We start from the raw sequence: 20,887 nt of genomic DNA on the forward strand, positions 1-20,887 counted from the left end.
CTATTTTTTTAATAAACCTAGATAAGCCGGCCACTCCATCTGACCTTCCTCATCACCATCACTGCATAATTGCTCATAAGTCATCTTGCAAATTACCGGATCGGGAACTATCAATCCTTCTACCTCACCTGCCAATAGTTGAATTTTGCAGGCTTTATCTAATACGTCCATCAAATAAAATGCCTGCTGAATACTTGCTCCACAGATGATGCTGCCGTGATTTTCTAACAATAAAGCTTTTTTATCTCCAAGAGCCGATATGAGTCCCGCTTGCTCAGACACTGATAAGGCTAGCCCTTGATAGCAATGCCTTTCAATATCACCATAAAAGCGTAGGGCATGCTGCGATAGTGGCAATAAACCCTGCTTTCGTGCAGAGATGGCAATGACGGAATCAACATGCAAATGCAGTACACATGCCGCATCTGGTCTGGCCGCATGTACCGCCCCATGAATGGCAAAACCAGATTTATTCACTGGCCCTAGTCCCGAGATGATTTCTCCTTGAAGGTTCACCTTGACTAAATTCTCTGGAAGCACTTCGTCAAAGCGCAAACCAAATTGATTGATTAGATAAGCGTCCTCTTCGTTTGGAATAGAAGCTGTAATATGGGTATAAATACCATCATCCCACCCCTTCATCGCAGCGAGACGATACGCTGCAGCTAAATTGATTCGAACTTCTTCCTCAGTTTGATTCGTCATATCGAAGAGCTAGAGTCCCATAGAGCGATGCAAAATCTTAGGTTTCATTTCATCCCAAAGACCTTCAAACTCTTCAACTCTATCCTCTGATAGCGTCATGGGCTCAAAGAGACCACTAAAGAAGATTGTCTTTTTGGGAGCTAGGATCTTTTCAAACTCCGTTAACCCAACCGGCTTATCGTCAACATCCCGAGTTAATTGGGCAGAGCACACAATTGCTTGTGCGTCGTCCTGATCAATTACTGCAAACTCAATGAGCTGTTGAGACTTCTCTAAGACTACTAAAGTTCCGCGTGCATAACAAACTGCCTCATGCTCCTGCACGATATACGCCAAAAATTGATTTTCTTCAACCGCATTCATACGCAAGTCATCAATAAAAAAGAGGTATTGGCTCCCCTCTCCATTCACTAAGGTGAAGACTTTAGGAATCACACCATGCCCTAAAGCAAGATTACGGTAATAGGAAGAAAGTTCAACAGCAAGGTTTTCGGAAAAAAGATGCATAGGATAGATCTGCAATTAAAGTACTTATGGAGTTAGCTGAGTTTTTAAGAAAGTCATCGTGCGATCCCAAGCCAAATCTGCAGCTACAGAGTTGTATTGCAATGGTGGCAGACCTCTAGCGTCTGACTTTGGATTTGCAAAAGCATGCTTAGCGTCATAGCGTTGGAAATCATACGTAACTCCAGCTGCTTTCAGCTTTTCTTCCAGCTGATCTACGCCAGCGATAGAGAAAAAATCATCATGCAGGGCCCAGTGCGCCAACATCGGTTTTTTGATAGCCGTTGCATCAACATACTCGAGCGGAGGGTAACCATACCAAACCACTGTTCCATCGCATTCCGGAACAAGGCCAGCAGATAATACTGTGAGCGCCCCGCCCATACAAAACCCGGTAACAGCAACTTTAGTGCTACCTGTTAACTTGAGGTACTGAACAGCGCCACGAATATCTTGGCTAGCAGCGTCACCAAAATTCAGATCATTCATGAGGTGCTCAGCTTCATTTGCTTCCAAGGCGAGCTTGCCACGGTACAGATCCGGAACTAAGGCACGATATCCTGCTTTTGCTAAACGGTTAGCAATATTCTTAATCTCATCATCAAGGCCCCACCACTCTTGAATCACTACTACGCCAGGAGCATTTCTTGGGTTGGCTGGCTCAATTAAATAGGCTTCTACTAAAGTGGCATCTGGTCTCTTAAATGAAATCATCACAATCTTTCTTTTCAAGTAAATTAGATTTACTGCGCTTGCTTATCAGTATGAATATAGCCCACCAACCAGAAGGTAAGCAAGCCACATGCCGCCGCACCATAACCAACTAGGTTGTAATGCTCCATTTTTCCATCCATACCAATGGTAACTACCATGCCAGCAAGAACCGAAGCAAGTCCCGACGCTAACATTTGCACTGAGCCTACCAGACTCATAAAGGTGCCCCGAATTTTGGCGTCCACCACTTGGCTGACAATCGCCATCGCTGGAATCATACGGCCTGAAACTAAGACAAAAAATGCAGTGGAATTAATTAACACCACCCAAAGCGGTACTGGCGTCAAATTGGTCGTCACCAATAATGGGACTAAGCTGATGACTGCCAGCACCCTAAATAATTTAACCTTGCCGTAACGATCGGACATCTGCCCAATTAGGCGAGAGCTCATCAGTGTAGCAATGCCACCGCAAAGATAGATCAAAGAAATATAGGAGTTTTCAACACCTACATTCGAGGTGAGATAGAGCGCAATATACGGAATGACTGAAAATCCAGTCAACATGATCAGTGCCATAAAAAAGAATGCGCGTAGATGTTGGTGGGCAACAAAGATATTCCAGATTTGACTAAGGCGACTTCCCTCATGAGAGTGCAGGAGATGGCCAGAAATTTTGGGGATATTGCGATACCCCAAATATAAAATGAGGCTGGATATCAAAGCAATAAAAAAGAATGGCGCTCGCCAACCTAAGGATGGAATGTTGTGAGCCAACAATAGGCTGAGTGGAACTCCTGCCACAGTCGATATCGAGAAAGCAGACATCACTGTTCCCAAAGCTTTGCCTCTGCGCTCAAACGGAATGGAGTCCGCAACAATAGTTTGCACTAGTGAACTCAGAATACCGCCAAATGCGCCTGCAAATGCGCGAGCAATAAAAAGGGAATGGTAATCCGGCGCCAAACCACAGACTAAGGTGGCAATAATGAAACAAGCATACAAACTCAGAAGTAGTACTCGCCTCTCAAAGCGATCTACAAAGTAAGTGGCAAAGACACCAGCAAGAGCAGCGGCAAACGTATAGGAAGAGAGTAATAGACCGAACTCATGGGTATTGATATTGAGCTCGCGAATAAATTCGGGGCCCAAAGGCATCATGATCATGAAGTCCAGGATGTGGGTGAACTGAATTCCGGCCAAGGAGAACAAGAAAAAGTATTCCTTCTTCTTGCCGCCTAGCATGTGATGCTCGTTCAATGGTTTCTTAATATCAAATTAGGGATACTTCATTATCAACCTAGGGGATGGAAACTTAGCCTAGCCTTGCTTAATTGAGAGCGCCGCCCAGTAAAAGTGGGTTTTTGTAGGCAACTGCTGCAATTAATTAGTATAAGGTATATCATTAGGGTTAACCCTTAAGGAGCTCACCATGGCACATTCAAACTCAACACAGTTTCAACAGGCATTCACCATCAGCTTTAAGCCTTTTTTAGCAATTAAAGACTTTTTCATATTGCTGGCAGTTTCTTTTAGCGAAGCTAAAGTAATGGAGCAGAAATCACGTAGAACTAGTGGAAATTGGTAATTTATTGCTGATTTAGCTCTGTTTTAGGCCATTTTTGGTCATTTTTGATGAATTAAGCCTCCGCATTTTGGAGGCTTTTTCTTTATCAATAGCGCCCCTAGCGCAAAATATAGTAGCCATAAACACAGCGTGACCCAGCCCGAGAGGGGTTATGGGTATCCTGAATAACACCGTTAATTACAGCTGTAAGGTGCTTAGAAACCTTCACAATTAATCTGCCCGAGGGTAGCTCATTCGCCAGTAAATGGACTTTACAGCCAGCACCAACTTGCATAGTCGGCACCCAATCAAACCCGTGACCCAGGATGTAGTCATGGAATACATTGCGATGATTGCCGTTACGCGGTGAAGCGCCCTGAGCATTAAGCCGTCTAGCTAACTTATCGTTTCTTTGATCAGCATAGGCCGCATTGGCAGCACGAAGATCTTCATAGACTTGTACATAAGGCAATTGGGCGGCAATGGCAATCGCGCGAACCACACAGTCACCAGCCCCGCCTTTAAAGCCTGCAAGCCCCCTGCCCCCATCATTGACTTGAAAGCCTAGCGCTTGGCCACGGGCATTCAAAAACCTAGTAAAGAGATTTGAAAAACTACGCATTGAGTAGATCGGAGTTCAGGTAAGTTCTGACTAAAAGAAAAATGGACTTGCCTTTCGACAAATCCATTTCAATTTGAAACTAACAAACGATTATTTCGCTTGCGCCTGCTTGACCTTCAAACGCCAAGCATGCAGCAAGGGTTCGGTATACCCGTTTGGCTGCTCAAGGCCTTTAAAGATCAGATCACTTGCAGCTTGAAAGGCGTATGAATCCTTATAGTTTGGCATCATTGGTTTGTATAAGGGATCGCCAGCATTTTGATTATCAACAATAGTGGCCATTCGTTGCAAAGCTTCCTCTACTTCCGCTTTACTGACATATTTGTGCAGTAACCAGTTGGCAATGTGCTGACTAGAAATACGCAATGTTGCGCGATCTTCCATTAGGCCTACGTTATAAATATCAGGCACCTTAGAGCAACCAACACCTTGGTCAATCCAACGAACTACGTAACCCAAAATACCTTGGCAATTATTATTGAGGGATTCGCGAATCTCCTCTTTAGTCCAATCAGGATAGAGCGCAATTGGCACAGTCAAGAGCTCATCAGTTAAAGCTTCATACTCAGCTGCAGTATCTTGTTTCTCCATATCCTGTTGAATCTTTGCCACATCGACCTGGTGATAGTGAATTGCATGCAAAGTGGCAGCAGTGGGCGATGGTACCCAAGCGGTATTTGCTCCTGCTTGAGGGTGTGCAGCTTTTTGCTCTACCATTTCCTTCATGAGATCTGGCGCAGGCCACATGCCCTTACCAATCTGCGCGCGACCACGTAGGCCGCAATCTAAGCCTGCTAATACGTTACGGCGCTCATAAGCTCCGAACCATTTAGCAATCTTCATCCTGCCTTTACGAACCATGGCGCCGCCATACATACCAGTATGCATTTCATCGCCAGTGCGGTCTAAGAATCCAGTATTAATAAATGCAACGCGAGCACCAGCTGCAGCAATGGCAGCTTTAATATTGACGCTCATACGGCGCTCTTCATCCATGATGCCTAATTTGACTGTGTTCTCGGGTAAGCCAAGTAACTTCTCAACCCGGCCAAAGAGCTCGCCAGCAAATGCTACTTCTTCTGCACTGTGCATTTTTGGCTTAACAATATAGACTGAGCCTTTGCGCGTATTACCAATAACCTGAGTCGCTGGACGATTGATGTCATACAAGGCAATCAATACAGTCACGACTGCATCTAAGATACCTTCGTAGATTTCCTTACCTTCGCCAGTAATAATAGCTGGGTTAGTCATCAAGTGACCAACGTTACGCAGGAACAAGAGTGAGCGGCCATGCAAAGTTACAACGCCATCTTTGGCATTGACAGCGCCAATGCCTGCAGTGTATTTACGATCTGCGTTGAGTGTGCGGGTAAAAGTCTTACCGCCTTTGCTGACTTCTTCAACCAAGGTACCCTTAAGAATACCCAACCAATTCTCATAAGCAAGTACTTTGTCATCACCATCAACAACTGCTACCGAGTCTTCTAAGTCCAAAATGGTTGAGAGCGCTGCTTCAAGCACCACATCATTTACACCGGCTAAATCAGAAGCACCAATGGTTTTAGTTTTATCAATTTGGATATCGATATGAATACCATGATTGCGCAATAAAATAGATGAAGGTGCAGTGGCATCGCCTTGATAGCCAACGAACTGTCTTTCATCAATCAAACCGGTTGTGCTGCCGTCTTTTAATTTCACAGACAGTTTTTTATCTACAACGGCATATGCAACTACATCACTGAAGGAGGCTTTAGCCAAAGGAGCAGCTTGATCCAAAAACTGACGCGCGTAGGCAACCACCTTAGCACCACGAATCGGGTTATAGGCTCCAGCTTTGGTAGCACCATCTTCCTCGGAAATAACATCTGTGCCGTACAGGGCATCATACAAAGAGCCCCAACGCGCATTTGCAGCATTTAAGGCATAACGTGCATTGAGCACTGGAACAACTAGCTGAGGACCAGCTTGGAGAGCTAGTTCATCATCCACGTTCTGAGTAGTAGCCAACACTTTGGAAGGCACATCGTCGATATAACCAATTTCTTTCAAGTAATTGCGGTAAGCAGGCATATCTTTGATCGGGCCAGGGTTAGCTTGATGCCATTTATCCAAATCCAATTGCAAGCGATCACGCTTTGCTAGTAATGCTTCATTTTTTGGGCTCAGATCTTTAACGATCTCGTCAAAACCTTTCCAAAAGTCTGCGCTTTTAATACCTGTACCAGGCAAAACTTTGTCTTCAATAAAACGGTAAAGCGGTGTAGCCACTTGAAGGCTATTACATTGTGTACGTGCAGTCATTTCTAAATCCCAAAGCAAATGTGTAAATAAATATAAAAGGTTAAAGAGAGAATGCTTTATTAACCCTTGAATGGATGTTGCAGAAGAATCGTTTCATCGCGCTCCGGTCCTGTTGAGACCATGGCGATCGGCTTTCCTGCAACTTCTTCGATACGACGCAGGAACTTCTGTGCCTCTATTGGGAGTTTGTCCCATTCACGAATACCAAAAGTCGTTCCCTTCCAACCTGGGAAATCCTCATAAATTGGCTCACAACGCGCAACAGCTTCGGCGCCACGCGGCAATACATCTAATTTTTGACCGTCAAGGGTGTAGCCCACACAAAGACGAATAGTTTCAAAGCCATCTAATACGTCAAGCTTAGTAATACATAAGCCGGATAAGCCATTAATCTGAATAGAACGCTTGAGGGCGGCGGCATCTAGCCAACCAGTGCGACGCGGACGGCCGGTAACAGAACCAAACTCTTTACCCACTTCAGCCAAACGGATGCCAACTGGATCTTGCTTGGCTGGGTTATCAAAGTCGTATAACTCACTTGGGAACGGGCCAGCGCCAACACGCGTGCAATAAGCCTTAGTGATGCCCAAGATATATTGCAATGAATCCGGGCCTACGCCAGATCCTGCTGCAGCATTACCAGCCACACAGTTACTAGAAGTCACGAACGGATAAGTACCATGATCAATATCAAGCAAGGTGCCTTGCGCACCTTCAAATAATAAGTTTTGGCCAGCCTGCTCTGCCGCATACAAAGCACTAGAGACATCGACCACCATCGGCTTAATGCGCTCCGCATAAGACATGGCCTCCTCTAAAGTCTTTTGAAAATCTACTGACTCAGCACCATAGTAGTTTGTGAGCATGAAGTTGTGATACTCCAAGTTTTCACGCAATTGCGCGGCAAACTTTTCTGGATAGAACAAATCTTGGACACGTAAAGCACGACGGGCAACTTTATCTTCATAGGCTGGCCCGATACCGCGACCCGTTGTGCCAATCTTGGCATTGCCACGCTTTTTCTCACGAGCATGATCAATGGCTACGTGATAAGGCAAGATTAAAGTTGTTGCTTCAGAAATCTTTAAACGAGATTGAACATCTAGTCCCGCAGCTTCTAACTCACCGATTTCTTTAAAGAGTGCTTCTGGAGAAAGTACAACACCATTACCAATGTAGCAAATCACGTTTTTATGCATGATTCCGGAAGGGATCAGACGCAAAATCGTTTTTTTATCGCCAATAATCAGCGTGTGGCCAGCATTATGCCCACCCTGAAAACGCACAACTGCTTGAGCATGGTCAGTTAACCAATCCACTACTTTGCCCTTGCCCTCGTCACCCCACTGGGTACCAATGACAACGACGTTACGACCATGAGCTTGTTGCTTTGAAGACATAATGAAATCCAAAAGATAATTACAGAATTAGTGTGTTTTTAATAAAGCTTTTACTTCTTTTTTACTACCCATGAGCTATCTTGCTTTACTAACTCACGATCACAATGATATTCAGCGGTTTCTACATCATCACCGCCAAGTGCTTGGATGACCACTTCACCAGCATCTCGCAACTCGGCAATCTTGCTAGCTAGGCTAGCCTCCAAAGTCCAAGGCGCTACGATAGCGGACTTTTTTTGCGCTAAAGGCGCAAGGTTAGCCAGAGTCAATAAATCCATAGAAAAGCCAGTTGCGGGACGGGAGCGCCCAAATGCTTGACCGACATGATCATATCTGCCACCCCTAGCAATTGGTTGTGGCAACTGATCAACATAAGCTGCGAACATCACACCGCTGTGATATTGATATCCACGCAAATCCGCCAGATCGATACTGAGCTCAACATTGCCAGGAAGTGCATCAGTGGCTGCAGCTAAATTTTCTAATTGAGTCAAGGCCTCATCAATCAATTGATGTTTCGGCAAAGACTTTCTAGCGCCAGCTAATACTTGCGCACAAGGGCCATTTAATTCAGTAAGAGCCATTAAGGCTTGCGCAGATTTCGCTGGCAGTGCTTTAGCCCAGATAGCCAAACGTGGTCGATCCTTGCTTTGCAGCAAGCTATACAGAGCCTCAACTTCACCCCTCTCTTTAACTTGCCCATCCAGAATTCCTTCAAGTACACCCGCATGCGAAAGATCGAGGTACACCTTATTCAGTCCAGCCACACGCAAAGTTCGTAGCAGTAAAGTAACGGCCTCGAAATCGGCTTCCGAAGTAGCGCATCCATAAATCTCTGCGCCAAGTTGTAATTCTTCGCGAGCGGAGCTGCCTACTGGTGTGCGCGCATGAGCAACAGACCCTGCATAGCAGAGGCGGGTTACGCCTTTACGATTGAGTAAGTGCGCATCAATACGAGCAACTTGCGGAGTCATATCGGCACGCAGGCCTAATGTACGGCCAGACAACTGATCGACCAATTTAAATGTTTGTAAATTGAGATCTGAACCAGTGCCAGTGAGCAAAGAATCTAGGAACTCCAATATCGGAGGGGCAACTAGCTCATAGCCATAGGATTGATACATATCCAAAATAGCGCGACGCAGAGTCTCTACCTTGCGAGCCTCGGCTGGCAAAACATCAGCAATATCTTCAGGAAGTAACCAGCGATTCATGATTTGAAATATTCACTCTTAATTTTTTTTATGCATGAATTTAAAGAACTCGCCGTTAGGTTCAAGCACCATGACATCTTTCTTATCTTTAAAGGAACTTCGGTAGGCCTGGAGACTTTGATAGAACTGCGCAAACTGAGGGTCACGTCCAAATGCATCTGCATACAAAGCAGTAGCCGTGGCATCACCAGAGCCTTTAATTTTCTGCGCTTCACGGTATGCTTCAGCCAAAATCGTGTCACGCTGACGCTCTGCATTGGCTCGAATCTTGTCTGACTCTGCAGCGCCTGTCGAGCGTAGCTCATTGGCGACGCGTTTACGCTCTGCTTCCATCCGCCTATAAACGGAGTCACTAATTTCAGCCAGTAGATCAACTCGTTTGAGGCGAACGTCAACGATTTCAACGCCAATATCAGAGGCATCGTCAGCTACTTTTTTACGGATACCCTGCATCACTTGCTCACGTTGATCTGAAATGATCTCCCTGACCGTACGTTTAGTAAATTCTTCATTCAAGGCAGACCGCACTAACTGAGTTAAGCGATCTTGTGCCAAGCGCTCATCACCTTTAAAGCTAACAAAGAACTTGCGAGGGTCAACAATACGCCACTTGACATAAGAATCTACCAAGAGATTTTTCTTCTCAGAAGTAATAAAGCGCTCCGCTTCCGGGGTGTCAATCGTCAAAATACGACGATCAAAGAAGCGCACGTTTTCAAAGGGCGCTGGGAACTTAACTTGCAAGCCAGGCTGCTCAATCACGCGCACAATTTGCCCAAATGAAAACACCACAGCAAAGTTACGCTGATCGACTACAAAAATACTTGAAGTCAGAATATAGAAAAGCCCAATCAGGCCAGCAATGGCGGCTAAGAGACGATTTGCATTCATTATCTTGCATCCCCTCTATCGCGGTTTCTCAAGCCGTCGCGTTTATCGGAAGCGCCAATGCCTGAGGTATTGCTGGGGCTGGGGCTAGCTGTATTGTTACTAAATGGGGCTGCTGGATTACCTGTCGCACCTCCCACTGTCACAGACCCAGTAGGCGTTGAAGTTGGCGCCTGACCAGTTGCGACTTGCGTGCTTTCTGCGCTCACTTGGGCAATGATTTTATCTAAAGGCAAATAAAGCATGCTGTTGCTCTTCGTGGTGTCTACTAAAACTTTAGACACGTTGTTGTACATCTCGCGCATGCTATCAATGTACATACGATCGCGAGTCACACCTGGCGCTTTTGCGTACTCAGTCAATACTTGCTTAAAGCGGTTTGCATCCCCCTCTGCGGTTGCAACCACTCTAGACTTGTAACCTTCAGCCTCTTGAATAAGACGATCAGCCGTACCCTTAGCGCGCGGAATGATATCGTTCGCATATGCCTGACCTTCACTCTTGAGGCGCTCTTGATCTTGGCCAGCCTTAACAGCATCATCAAATGAAGCTTGCACTTGCTCAGGTGGCTGGACGTTTTGAACAGTCACGCTCGTTACATAAATACCAGTTTTATAGCTATCTAAAATTTTCTGTATTGAGCCAGCTAAATCAATAGCAATCTTTTCACGGCCTTCGTACAAAACGGTATCCATTTTGCTACGTGCCACAATTTCACGTACCGCAGTTTCTGCAGCTTGCACCACAGTGGTATCGGGATCACGATTGTTAAACAAATAATCGGTTGGATCTTTTAAACGGTACTGAACTGCAAAACGCACATCAATGATGTTTTCATCTTCAGTGAGCATAGAAGTGTCTTTTTGATTGGTTGCTTTAATCAAAATAGAACGACCAACTTCAACGGAACGCACCCCGGAGACGTTGACAATTTGCTCAGTCTGAACGGGCCAAGGCATACGCCAGTTAATACCAGGCCCTGCGGTGTAAGCATACTTACCAAACGTAGTAACCACGCCCGACTGACCTTCTTGAATGATGTAGAAACCACTGAAAATCCACAGTAGTAGTACACCACCCGCAGCCATGATCACCGTGACTTTAGATCCAAAGGGGTTGGTGAAATTAAAGTTGGGGCCATTAAAGCCACCACCGCCACCATTACCGCCACCATTCCCGCGCTGGGATGGTGGCGGAATATCAGTACTGTTCGGCTTGTTTGCTGGCGTACCTGATGTGGAGCCAGGCATTTTCTTGCCACCAAAAATACCGCTCAGACGGTCATTAAAGTCGCGCCATAACTCATCTAAATCTGGAGGACCATTTGGTCGCGCAGGCTGATTTTGAGGTTGAGTTTCAACAGGCTTATCCGACCCCGGTTTAGCAGGATCTACTTTTGGAGCCTGATCAGAACCTTGACCCTCTTTGGCATCTTTAGATCCGTTACCTGGGTGACTATTACCCCAGCCTGGATCATTGACCGAAAACAGTTCGAGAAATTTACGCATCGTTTGGTGAGTACTTACGGTTAGGAATCGGATTAAATTCGGAAGTTTCTGGTCGTTCTGGTAAAGGAGCTAAAAACTCGTCTGGGTCCATTTGAACTTTGGCGCGATTCTGCTCGACCCTTATTCTATCAGTCATTTGAGAGCATTCAGCAAGGGCTGAGCGCAATAAATCAAGGCCTAGGCCAGTCTTGGCGGAGAGGAAAACCTGACTCGGAATTCCCTCGGAATCGCGAACCAAGACAGCCCCCTCCGTAAAGGTCTGAGGCATCTGGTCAATCTTGTTCATGATCTCGATACGGGGGATGTCATCGGCCCCAATTTCTCGTAAAACAGCCTCCACTTCGGCCTTTTGCTCCCTTGCGACAGGGCTACAGGCGTCAATTACGTGCAGAATCAGATCTGCATGAATAGTTTCATCCAAGGTAGCCCTGAATGCCTCCACCAGCTGGTGCGGTAACTCACGGATAAAGCCTACTGTATCGGAAACCACAATTGAACCCACACCGTCTAAGTGGACTTTACGGGAGGTTGTATCCAGTGTTGCAAACAACTGATCTGCCGCATAAGTCCCTGCTTTTGTAAGGGAATTAAACAAGGTGGATTTGCCAGCATTGGTATAGCCAACCAGGGAAACCGAAAAAACATCCCTACGCTTACGGGCTCTTCTTTGGGTTCTCTGCTGGCGCTGAAGCTTCTCTAACTCAAGCTCTAGACGCTTCGCCTTGGTCGCGAGCATTCGTCGATCTAATTCCATCTGGGTTTCACCAGGGCCGCCACGCACACCAATACCGCCACGTTGACGCTCCAAGTGACTCCAGGCACGCACTAATCTAGACATGCGATAGCGAACTTGGGCCAACTCAACCTGCGTTTTACCGATATGACTTTGAGCTCTTTGGCTAAAGATGTCCAAAATCAAGCCCGTGCGGTCCATCACATGAAAGCCAATATGGCGCTCTAAATTACGTTGCTGGGTTGGGGAAAGTGGATGGTTAAAGATGACCAATTCAGCATCTTGCTCTTCCATTGCTTTTTTAACTTCGTTCGCCTTGCCTGAGCCAATAAACAAAGCGGGATCCGTTTTACCCTTGCGGGCAATCACGGTAGTGATGGGTATAGAACCGGCACTCTGTGCAAGCAGGCTGAGTTCTGCCATGCTGTCCGCAAAATCTTCACGGCCTGTGTCGACACCAACTAGAACGGCACGTGCCGCATCTATACCCGTTTTAAACAGAGCTAACTTCTTCCGTGCGGAACTCCACTGCACGAGCGGGAACAATCGTAGAAATAGCGTGTTTGTAGACCATCTGAGTTACGGTATTGCGCAAGAGGACCACGTATTGATCGAACGATTCAATATTGCCTTGCAGCTTAATGCCGTTGACAAGATAAATAGAGACAGGAACATGCTCTTTGCGCAGGGCATTGAGGAAAGGATCCTGTAGTAACTGGATTTTACTGTTGTTCATACTGCTCCTTAATGGTTTTTCTTTGCTGCTATTTTGGGAGTCTTGCTTTTTTTATCTATTACTAGGCAATGCTAAAACGACTGTATGTCTCCAACATAAGGGGGCTAATACTAAAAAAACAAGTCCCCCCACTTAAAACACAATTAAAACTGTAGCGCTATTTTTGCTTTTTTACTTCTTTTTACCTTTTTTACCCTTGTCCGCATCAACATAAGGGTTTTTTGCGGTATTCATTTGAATACGTAATGGGGTACCCGTTAACTTAAACACCTCTCTGAAGCGACCTTCCAAATAGCGCTTATAGCTATCGGTAACTCCGCTCAAAGAGGTTCCATGAATCACCACAATAGGGGGATTCATACCGCCCTGGTGGGCATAGCGCAATTTTGGACGACCCATGCCCACACGCTTAGGCTGCTGGTGCTCAATGGCATCCTGCAAAATGCGAGTCAGTTTCGGGGTTGGCAATTTCGCCATGGCGGCGGCATAAGCCAGATCAACGTCTTTAAATAACTCTTTAAGGCCAGTGCCCTTCTTAGCAGAAATCGGATGGACGTTTGCAAAATCGAGGAAGCGTAATTTTTGAGCAATCTCTAAACGCGCGCGCTCTTTAACGTAAGAGTCAAGACCGTCCCACTTATTCACGGCCACTACTAGCGCACGTCCTGCCTCCACAATAAATCCAGCAATATGGGCGTCTTGCTCAGAAATATCCTGCTGGGCATCGAGCATCAGAATGACCACATTGCAATCAGCAATCGCTTGCAATGTTTTAACAACTGAAAATTTTTCAATTGCTTCAAATACTTTTCCACGACGGCGCAGGCCTGCAGTATCTACCAGGATATAAGGCTTGCCATTGCGTTCAAACGGTACCTCAATTGCATCACGGGTTGTGCCTGGCATATCAAATGCGATCACACGCTCTTCACCGATCAATTTATTGATCAAGGTGGATTTGCCAACGTTAGGACGACCCACTACCGCAATCTTCATTGGGCGATTAGGGTCATTTTCTTGTTCTTCTGGTTCTGGCTCTGGAATGCCTAAGGAATCCAAAGCATCGTCAATCAAACCGCGTACACCATCACCATGCGCTGATGAGATCGGAAATGGTTCGCCTAAACCCAGTTCATGAAAGTCTGCAGTGACCACGCCAGCCTGCATACCTTCAGTTTTGTTCACCGCCAGAATGATCGGCCTGCCAGTCTTGCGCAAGAAATCTGCAATCACGCGATCCTGTGGAGCCATACCCAAACGGCCATCCACCAAGAAAATGATAATGTCGGATTCAGCAACGGCTTGCTTCGTTTGCTTGGCCATCTCGGCCACAATACCGGTCTTAGCAACAGGCTCAAAACCACCGGTGTCTACGCAAATAAATGCGCGTTCGCCAATGCGACCTTTACCGTAGTGACGGTCACGAGTTAGGCCAGAGAAGTCTGCAACCAAAGCATCACGTGAACGCGTTAAGCGATTAAAGAGTGTCGATTTGCCAACGTTAGGACGACCAACAATAGTGATTACTGGATTCATTTTGGACTATACGCCGCTATTTTTCCACCTTGAGACTGAACCAAGATGAGGCCGTTCACCGCAATCGGTGCGGCTGTGATGGGACTACTGTCATGACGAATTCGTGCCAGCATTTCACCATTCGCTTGTGAGAGTGCATGCACATAACCTTGCGCATCACCAACGAGTAAGACCTTACCAACAGCCATCGGCTCACCGACATCTCTAAATGTCAGCTGCGTATTTTCCCAAGCTTGGGAACCATCCTTGACGGCAAAGGCGGTGACATGCGATTTTTCGTTTGAGGAGAAAACCAAATCAGGACTTTGCGCTGTGCCGGTATAGCTTGAATAATCTTTGAACCACAATAAATTACCTGTGCGCGCTTGACCGCAACCTACACGACCCTGATAAGAGACGGCGCAAATGATTTCGCCTTCCATGCTGGGCTTAGCTGTCACATCATTGAGGCGCTCAATTTCAGAAAATCCTTTTGGAAACGAAACGGGGGTTTCCCAAACTAAACCGCCATTCGCAATTGCAATCATGCCAAAGCGACCGCCAGCGAATCCAGTTACGATCACCTCATTACCAATAGCAAGCATGCCGTAACCAACGCGCAATGACAGAGCAGACTGCTGACGTTGATAAGTCCACTTACGCACACCCGTCTGAGCATCAAAGCCAACAAAGCGATTATCCAAAGTACGAATGATGACTACGCCGCCAGCAACCACTGGCTCTGATAGGACCTCACTACCAACGATGACATTCCAAATGGGCTTGCCAGTATCGTCGTAGGCATAGACAGTCCCTTTGGTGGTGACTACTGCCGTAGTGCGACCATCCGATCCAGGTCCAATCGAGAGGCGATCTGGTACAGATACTTCCCATACTTTTTGACCAGTGCGTAAATCAATTTTGACGAGATTGCCGCGATGAGAGGCGGCATAAACGGCATCACCCGCCACCGCAGGATGAAAATTAAAGGGCTCAGATGAACCCACGCTGGTTGACCATACGGGAGCAAAATCAAATTGATTGCTGACAGGAACTAGCTCCGCAGGCTTGCGTACACGCGAGCTACCTGAACAAGCTGCCAGTGCAATCACTAAGGAGCCCAGCACAAGGGCTGCACTTGCTAGTTTTGCTACACGTTTGCAATCCATCATCACTGAGCAACTCCTCCGACGGCGTCTAATTTAACTTTTAAGAGACGACGCGCCTCTTCAGGAAATTCTTTCGCATCATTTAACTGCTTCCATGCAGCTTCATAACTCTTACGAGCATCAGCCGTATTCTTTTGAGCCAAATACCAATCGCCGCGACGCTCTGACCACAAAGCCTCAAAACCGGATACGGGCTTTTCTTTCAGAATCGTATCTGCCTCTGCAAAATCCTTTTCTGTACCAAGCTCAATTAATTGCGCTGTAAGCCGTAATTTAGCTAAAGCTAAATATCCCTGGTCAGATGCATTCTTCGTAGCCCAGCGTAAATAATCCATCGCCTTTGCCGTGTCACCTGCATCAGAGGAAATCTTTGCGGCTACTAAACTGGACATTGCAGCATAGGGCGTACCAGAGAACTGTTTTTGCAAATCATCAGCGGCACGCAAAGTTTGATCTTTATCGCCTTTGTTGATTGCAGTAACCATGGTCTCGTACAACTGTGATGCCGCTGCAGCTTGACTAGTACGCCACCATTGATATCCGCTTTGCCCTGCATAGGCAAATAAAGCAGCCGTCACCACACCAGTAATCAGGTTGCGATACTTTAGCCAAAATGCTTTAAGTTGATCTAATTGTTCTTGTTCTTCTAGGTCTAAAGGCATGTCAATCCAAGCAAATAAATACAGTATTAATAATGAATGTCTTCATTCTATTCGGTGGCACCAACTATGGCATCAATTACCGCTTCCACAACGCTCTCGAGGTCTACTGCCTTCTGGTCACCAGTGCTACGCAAATCTTTGAGTTGAGCCTCATTCTTAGCTAATTCATCTGGCCCAATGATTACAGCATAGGCTGCGCCACTCGAGTCCGCCTTCTTCATTTGCGACTTAAAGCTAGCAGCCTGACCATCGGGAGGGCAAAACAGGATGGCATCGATGCCCGCATTACGCAGGCGCTCAGCAATAATCATGGCTGCAGTCAGGGTCTCACCCCCTTGGTGAATAACAAAAGCATCGCATTGGGCCTGTGCTTCTGGCAAAGACCCAGAAACCTTCATGAGCTCCAGGACACGCTCCATTCCCATTGCCCAGCCGCAGGCTGGAGCAGCTTTACCACCCATACGCTCAATCAAGGGGTCATAGCGACCGCCACCGGCAATCGTGCCTTGAGCCCCTAACTCTTCGGTAATCCACTCAAAAACAGTTAAGTTGTAATAATCCAAACCACGTACCAAGCGGGGGTTGATTTTGCAAGGGATGTTATTGGCCTTGAGTAATGCTTGAACTGCTTCAAAATGCTTTAGCGGTTCTTCGCCTAAGAATTCTAATAACTTAGGTGCACCATCAATTAAATCTTGCATTGCCGGATTCTTAGAATCCAAGATGCGCAAGGGGTTAGTTAATAAACGACGTTGGGAATCTTCATCGAGCTGCTCTTTGTTTTTCTCGAAGTACGTTACCAAGGCGGCACGATGCTCAGCACGCTCATTGGCTTGACCTAGAGAATTAATCTCCAGCCGTACGCCCTTCAGTCCAAGCTCATCCCACAAACGTTGACCCATCAAAATGATTTCTGCATCGATATCTGGGCCAGCAAAACCTAAGGCTTCAATACCAAATTGGTGAAACTGGCGATAGCGACCACGCTGTGGACGCTCATGACGGAACATAGGACCGGTGTACCAAAGACGCTTTGGTCCTTCGTACAGCAAATTGTTTTCAACCACGGAGCGAACTACAGCAGCAGTCCCCTCTGGACGCAATGTGAGCTGCTCACCATTAAGGCGATCTTCAAACGAATACATCTCTTTTTCAACAATGTCAGTTACTTCACCAATCCCGCGCTGAAATACTGCAGTCGCCTCAACAATCGGAGTGCGTAAGAATTCATAACCATAGGCACGTGTAAGGTCACGCAGAACATGCTCTAAATGGGTCCACTGCGCAGCATCTGCTGGCAAGAGGTCATTCATGCCGCGTACGCCATTAATTTTCTGAATCTTTTGTGCTTTAGCTAGGTTTGCCTGGTCAGTCATGAGGTGCTTTGGTAGATTTCTTTTTTATTGTTGCTGTAGGTTTTTGTTCTTGTTCTAGCTTTTGTCTTGCTCTTACTTCGGAGCGTAATTCTGCTTGACGTACTCATCGACAATGACCTGAAACTCTTGAGCAATATTATCGCCACGCAAGGTTTTGACTTTGACGCCATCCACAAATACAGGTGCAGCAGGAGTCTCACCAGTGCCCGGTAATGAGATGCCTATATTAGCGTGCTTACTCTCACCGGGGCCATTCACAATACAACCCATCACAGCGACATTCATTGCCTCAACACCCGGATGGGTTTTTTTCCACACCGGCATCTGCTGACGTAGATACGATTGAATATTGGCGGCTAACTCTTGAAAGGTGGTACTCGTCGTTCTGCCACAACCCGGGCAGGCAATCACCATGGGTGTGAAATTACGCAATCCCATCGTTTGCAAAATCTCTTGGGCCACAATGATTTCATTCTCTCGTGGCGCACCTGGGTCAGGTGTTAGAGAAACTCGAATGGTGTCACCAATACCCTCTTGCAACAAGATACCTAATGCCGCAGTTGAGGAAACAATACCTTTGCTTCCCATACCTGCCTCGGTTAATCCCAAATGTAATGGGTAATCTGAGCGATTGGAGAGATCACGATACACTGCGACCAAATCTTGTACGTTACTGACTTTGCAAGACAAAATAATTTGGTTTGGATTCATACCAAACTCCACCGCTTTTTCGGCGGACTGCAAAGCTGACTGAATCAAAGCCTCAATCATGACCTCTTGCGCAGTCTTGGGTACGGGCAGTGCTGCATTAGCATCCATGATGCTGGCTAGTAAGTCTTGATCCAAGCTGCCCCAATTCACGCCAATCCGAATCGGCTTGTCGTATGTGCAGGCCGCTTCAATCATTTGCGCAAATTGCGGATCACGTTTAGCGCCCTTGCCTACATTACCAGGATTAATTCGATACTTCGATAAAGCCTTGGCACACTCGGGGTAGTCTTTTAATAGAGTATGACCGTTGTAGTGAAAGTCACCAATCAATGGCACTAAGACATCCATCTTGTCTAACTGTTCGCGAATATAGGGAACCGCAGCAGCTGCAGCTGGCGTATCCACAGTAATGCGCACCATCTCTGAACCAGCGCGAGCCAACTCTTTAATCTGTATAGCGGTACCGACTGCATCAGCAGTATCAGTATTGGTCATCGATTGCACGCGCACTGGCGCGTTACCACCAATCGTAATAATGTTAGTTTTCCAGGCAACCGTTGCCTGACGTGTTTCCCGTTTTGGCGATGGGCCTAAGGGCAGCTGGGGAGAATTGCTTGATGTATCACTCATAGGACTCTTTTTATGAAATTAGTCATCTAATCTTTTAAGCCATTGCACTGGGCGCTCGGTTTGGTACTCTTGCTCTTCATCATCAAGACTATCAGCATTCTCATCTTGACCCAAATTCATCTGCTTGTCATGCACGGCACGCTCACGCACTCTGGTGCGGTCAACCACATCACCCGCTAATTGACCACAGGCTGCGGCAATATCATCGCCACGGGTTTTACGAACAGTAGCCACCATACCCGCGTCCAACAAAATGCTGGCGAAGGCATGAACACGCTGAGCTGATGAGCGTTTTAATCCAGATTCTGGAAAAGGATTAAATGGAATCAGATTAATTTTGCACTTGATGTTTGCTAATAAACGAACGAGTTCTTTGGCTTGTATGTCAGAGTCATTGACACCATCGAGCATGCAGTATTCAAAGGTTAAGAAATCTCTTGGGGCAAAAGGTAAATACCGTTCGCACGCAGCAAGCAATTCTCTTAATGGATATTTTTGGTTGAGTGGCACGAGTTGATCGCGTAGCTTGTCGTTTGGTGCATGCAATGACACCGCCAATGCGACTGGGCAATCTTGTGCCAAGCGATCAATCATCGGTACTACACCAGAGGTAGACAGAGTCACACGACGACGCGATAAACCATAGGCCCTATCATCGAGCATCAAACGTAAAGCAGTCACCACGTTGTCATAGTTGAGCAAAGGCTCACCCATGCCCATCAGCACCACATTCGAAATCACACGACCCGTATGATCCCAACCTGGGGTTGGGTATTTCTCAATACGGCGAACTGCATTCGGATCAGTGCGGAGCAAATGTTCTGCAAACCAGAGTTGGCCAATGATTTCACCGGCGGTGAGATTGCGTGAGAAGCCTTGATGTCCGGTTGAGCAAAAACGGCAATTGACTGCACAACCAGCCTGAGACGAAATGCACAAGGTGCCACGATCATCTTCAGGAATAAATACAGACTCCACAGCATTTCCAGCGCCAACATCGAGCAACCACTTTCGGGTGCCATCGGCTGCATGCTCATCTTTAATGATTGGAAGTGAAAGAACTTCTGCCTTATCAAGCAGCGTTGCTCTAAAGCTTTTTGCTAAATCACTCATGTCATTGATGTTAGAAACACCGCGTTGGTGTATCCACTGCATGAGCTGCTTTGCCCTAAAGGGCTTTTCATTCAACCCCGCGACATACGCTGCCATTTGGTCAGCGTCAAAATCTAAGAGATTTACGCGCGGGGAGGTCAATGCGACTACTTATGTATTAAATAGCTTATTCGTTCGCAATCGTGAATTAACGATTGAAAACGTTCATGCCAGCGAAGAAGAATGCAACTTCGACAGCAGCAGTTTCAGGAGCATCAGAACCATGAACCGCATTTGCATCGATGCTGTCAGCAAAGTCAGCACGGATAGTGCCTTTGTCTGCCTTCTTAGGATCGGTAGCGCCCATCAAGTCACGGTTCTTAGCAATTGCGCCTTCGCCTTCCAATACCTGAATCATGACAGGACCAGAAATCATGAAGCTCACCAAATCCTTAAAGAAGGGACGTGCTGAGTGAACTGCGTAGAACTGCTCAGCTTCAGCTTGTGACAAATGCGCCATTCTGGACGCAACAATCTTCAAACCAGCAGATTCGAAACGGTCATAGATCTTGCCAATGACATTTTTTGCTACAGCGTCAGGTTTGATAATAGAAAGGGTGCGTTCAATAGCCATGTAAAACTCCAATAGTGATTTCAAAGATTTTGCTGAATTGGCGCTGAATTAGGCCCAGAGAGAACTTCTCCTCCGCCTCCTACAACGCGCCAGGATTTTCGGCGACCCCCAAATTATACATCGGCTGACCGTATTTACCCTGATCTGAGAGTGGCTAAGCCCTTGAATTTACAGGGCATAACCCTTCAATTTGTAGTCCTT

General features: G+C 46.5%; 20 protein-coding genes. 1 reads left to right on the top strand and 19 read right to left on the bottom strand.

The annotated features are described in order from the left end of the window. Genes FD967_RS06070 through FD967_RS06085 form a run of 4 tightly spaced genes read right to left on the bottom strand, consistent with a single transcriptional unit; the run spans position 1 to position 3,182 of the window. Positions 1–705, bottom strand: coding sequence for a class II aldolase/adducin family protein (locus FD967_RS06070; RefSeq protein WP_215325067.1), 705 nt, complete (start codon positions 703–705; stop codon positions 1–3). Positions 706–714: 9 nt separating this feature from the next. Next, on the bottom strand, positions 715–1,212 hold the full coding sequence (locus FD967_RS06075) for a hypothetical protein (protein WP_215325068.1): 498 nt from the start codon (positions 1,210–1,212) through the stop codon (positions 715–717). Between the two features lie 24 nt (positions 1,213–1,236). Then, positions 1,237–1,923, bottom strand: a complete 687-nt coding sequence (locus tag FD967_RS06080) for a dienelactone hydrolase family protein (RefSeq protein WP_215325069.1) — start codon at positions 1,921–1,923, stop codon at positions 1,237–1,239. Positions 1,924–1,952: 29 nt separating this feature from the next. After that, the gene (locus FD967_RS06085; RefSeq protein WP_251368986.1) at positions 1,953–3,182 is read right to left on the bottom strand and encodes an MFS transporter; all 1,230 of its coding nucleotides are present in this window, start codon (positions 3,180–3,182) and stop codon (positions 1,953–1,955) included. Between the two features lie 172 nt (positions 3,183–3,354). Between FD967_RS06085 and FD967_RS06090 the strand changes: the two genes are divergently transcribed. Beyond that, positions 3,355–3,510 carry a hypothetical protein gene (locus tag FD967_RS06090; RefSeq protein WP_215325070.1) on the top strand — a complete coding sequence of 52 codons (156 nt, stop codon included), beginning with the start codon at positions 3,355–3,357 and terminating at the stop codon, positions 3,508–3,510. A gap of 97 nt (positions 3,511–3,607) precedes the next feature. On the opposite strand, the gene FD967_RS06095 is transcribed toward FD967_RS06090, so the two are convergent. The 15 genes from FD967_RS06095 to ndk all read right to left on the bottom strand — a co-directional run bounded on the left by FD967_RS06095 (position 3,608) and on the right by ndk (position 20,686). Then, positions 3,608–4,111 carry a hypothetical protein gene (locus tag FD967_RS06095; protein ID WP_215325071.1) on the bottom strand — a complete coding sequence of 168 codons (504 nt, stop codon included), beginning with the start codon at positions 4,109–4,111 and terminating at the stop codon, positions 3,608–3,610. A gap of 90 nt (positions 4,112–4,201) precedes the next feature. Continuing rightward, positions 4,202–6,418 carry a malate synthase G gene (locus tag FD967_RS06100; protein ID WP_215325072.1) on the bottom strand — a complete coding sequence of 739 codons (2,217 nt, stop codon included), beginning with the start codon at positions 6,416–6,418 and terminating at the stop codon, positions 4,202–4,204. A gap of 59 nt (positions 6,419–6,477) precedes the next feature. Beyond that, positions 6,478–7,818 (bottom strand): adenylosuccinate synthase, encoded by a 1,341-nt coding sequence (locus FD967_RS06105; protein ID WP_215325073.1) that lies wholly within the window; start codon positions 7,816–7,818, stop codon positions 6,478–6,480. 50 nt (positions 7,819–7,868) lie between these two features. After that, a complete protein-coding gene (locus FD967_RS06110; protein WP_215325074.1) occupies positions 7,869–9,032 on the bottom strand; it encodes an ATP phosphoribosyltransferase regulatory subunit in 1,164 nt (387 codons plus the stop codon). An 18-nt stretch (positions 9,033–9,050) separates the two neighbouring features. Continuing rightward, positions 9,051–9,923 (bottom strand): protease modulator HflC, encoded by an 873-nt coding sequence (hflC, locus tag FD967_RS06115; RefSeq protein WP_215325075.1) that lies wholly within the window; start codon positions 9,921–9,923, stop codon positions 9,051–9,053. Continuing rightward, entirely contained in the window at positions 9,923–11,428 is a 1,506-nt protein-coding gene (gene hflK, locus FD967_RS06120; protein WP_215325076.1) for an FtsH protease activity modulator HflK, read from the bottom strand. The genes hflC and hflK overlap by 1 nt, the downstream gene beginning before the upstream one ends. Further along, the gene (hflX, locus tag FD967_RS06125; RefSeq protein ID WP_256441855.1) at positions 11,421–12,695 is read right to left on the bottom strand and encodes a GTPase HflX; all 1,275 of its coding nucleotides are present in this window, start codon (positions 12,693–12,695) and stop codon (positions 11,421–11,423) included. Before hflX ends, hflK begins: the two co-directional genes overlap by 8 nt. Continuing rightward, complete coding sequence (gene hfq, locus FD967_RS06130) at positions 12,655–12,897, bottom strand: RNA chaperone Hfq (protein ID WP_114653200.1); 243 nt, start codon at positions 12,895–12,897, stop codon at positions 12,655–12,657. The genes hflX and hfq overlap by 41 nt, the downstream gene beginning before the upstream one ends. Before the next feature lie 171 nt (positions 12,898–13,068). Then, positions 13,069–14,433, bottom strand: a complete 1,365-nt coding sequence (gene der / locus FD967_RS06135; RefSeq protein WP_215325077.1) for a ribosome biogenesis GTPase Der — start codon at positions 14,431–14,433, stop codon at positions 13,069–13,071. Beyond that, complete coding sequence (gene bamB / locus FD967_RS06140) at positions 14,430–15,584, bottom strand: outer membrane protein assembly factor BamB (protein ID WP_215325078.1); 1,155 nt, start codon at positions 15,582–15,584, stop codon at positions 14,430–14,432. Before bamB ends, der begins: the two co-directional genes overlap by 4 nt. Next, positions 15,584–16,243, bottom strand: a complete 660-nt coding sequence (locus FD967_RS06145; protein ID WP_215325079.1) for a tetratricopeptide repeat protein — start codon at positions 16,241–16,243, stop codon at positions 15,584–15,586. Before FD967_RS06145 ends, bamB begins: the two co-directional genes overlap by 1 nt. A gap of 47 nt (positions 16,244–16,290) precedes the next feature. Further along, positions 16,291–17,619, bottom strand: coding sequence for a histidine--tRNA ligase (hisS, locus tag FD967_RS06150; protein WP_215325080.1), 1,329 nt, complete (start codon positions 17,617–17,619; stop codon positions 16,291–16,293). Between the two features lie 72 nt (positions 17,620–17,691). Further along, complete coding sequence (gene ispG, locus FD967_RS06155) at positions 17,692–18,960, bottom strand: flavodoxin-dependent (E)-4-hydroxy-3-methylbut-2-enyl-diphosphate synthase (RefSeq protein ID WP_215325081.1); 1,269 nt, start codon at positions 18,958–18,960, stop codon at positions 17,692–17,694. Positions 18,961–18,978: 18 nt separating this feature from the next. Next, the gene (gene rlmN / locus FD967_RS06160) at positions 18,979–20,169 is read right to left on the bottom strand and encodes a 23S rRNA (adenine(2503)-C(2))-methyltransferase RlmN (protein ID WP_215327206.1); all 1,191 of its coding nucleotides are present in this window, start codon (positions 20,167–20,169) and stop codon (positions 18,979–18,981) included. Between the two features lie 91 nt (positions 20,170–20,260). After that, positions 20,261–20,686 carry a nucleoside-diphosphate kinase gene (gene ndk, locus FD967_RS06165; protein ID WP_215307408.1) on the bottom strand — a complete coding sequence of 142 codons (426 nt, stop codon included), beginning with the start codon at positions 20,684–20,686 and terminating at the stop codon, positions 20,261–20,263. Between the last annotated feature and the right edge of the window lie 201 nt (positions 20,687–20,887).

The sequence above is a fragment of the Polynucleobacter sp. JS-Mosq-20-D10 genome (assembly GCF_018687755.1).
Classification (GTDB): Bacteria; Pseudomonadota; Gammaproteobacteria; order Burkholderiales; family Burkholderiaceae; genus Polynucleobacter.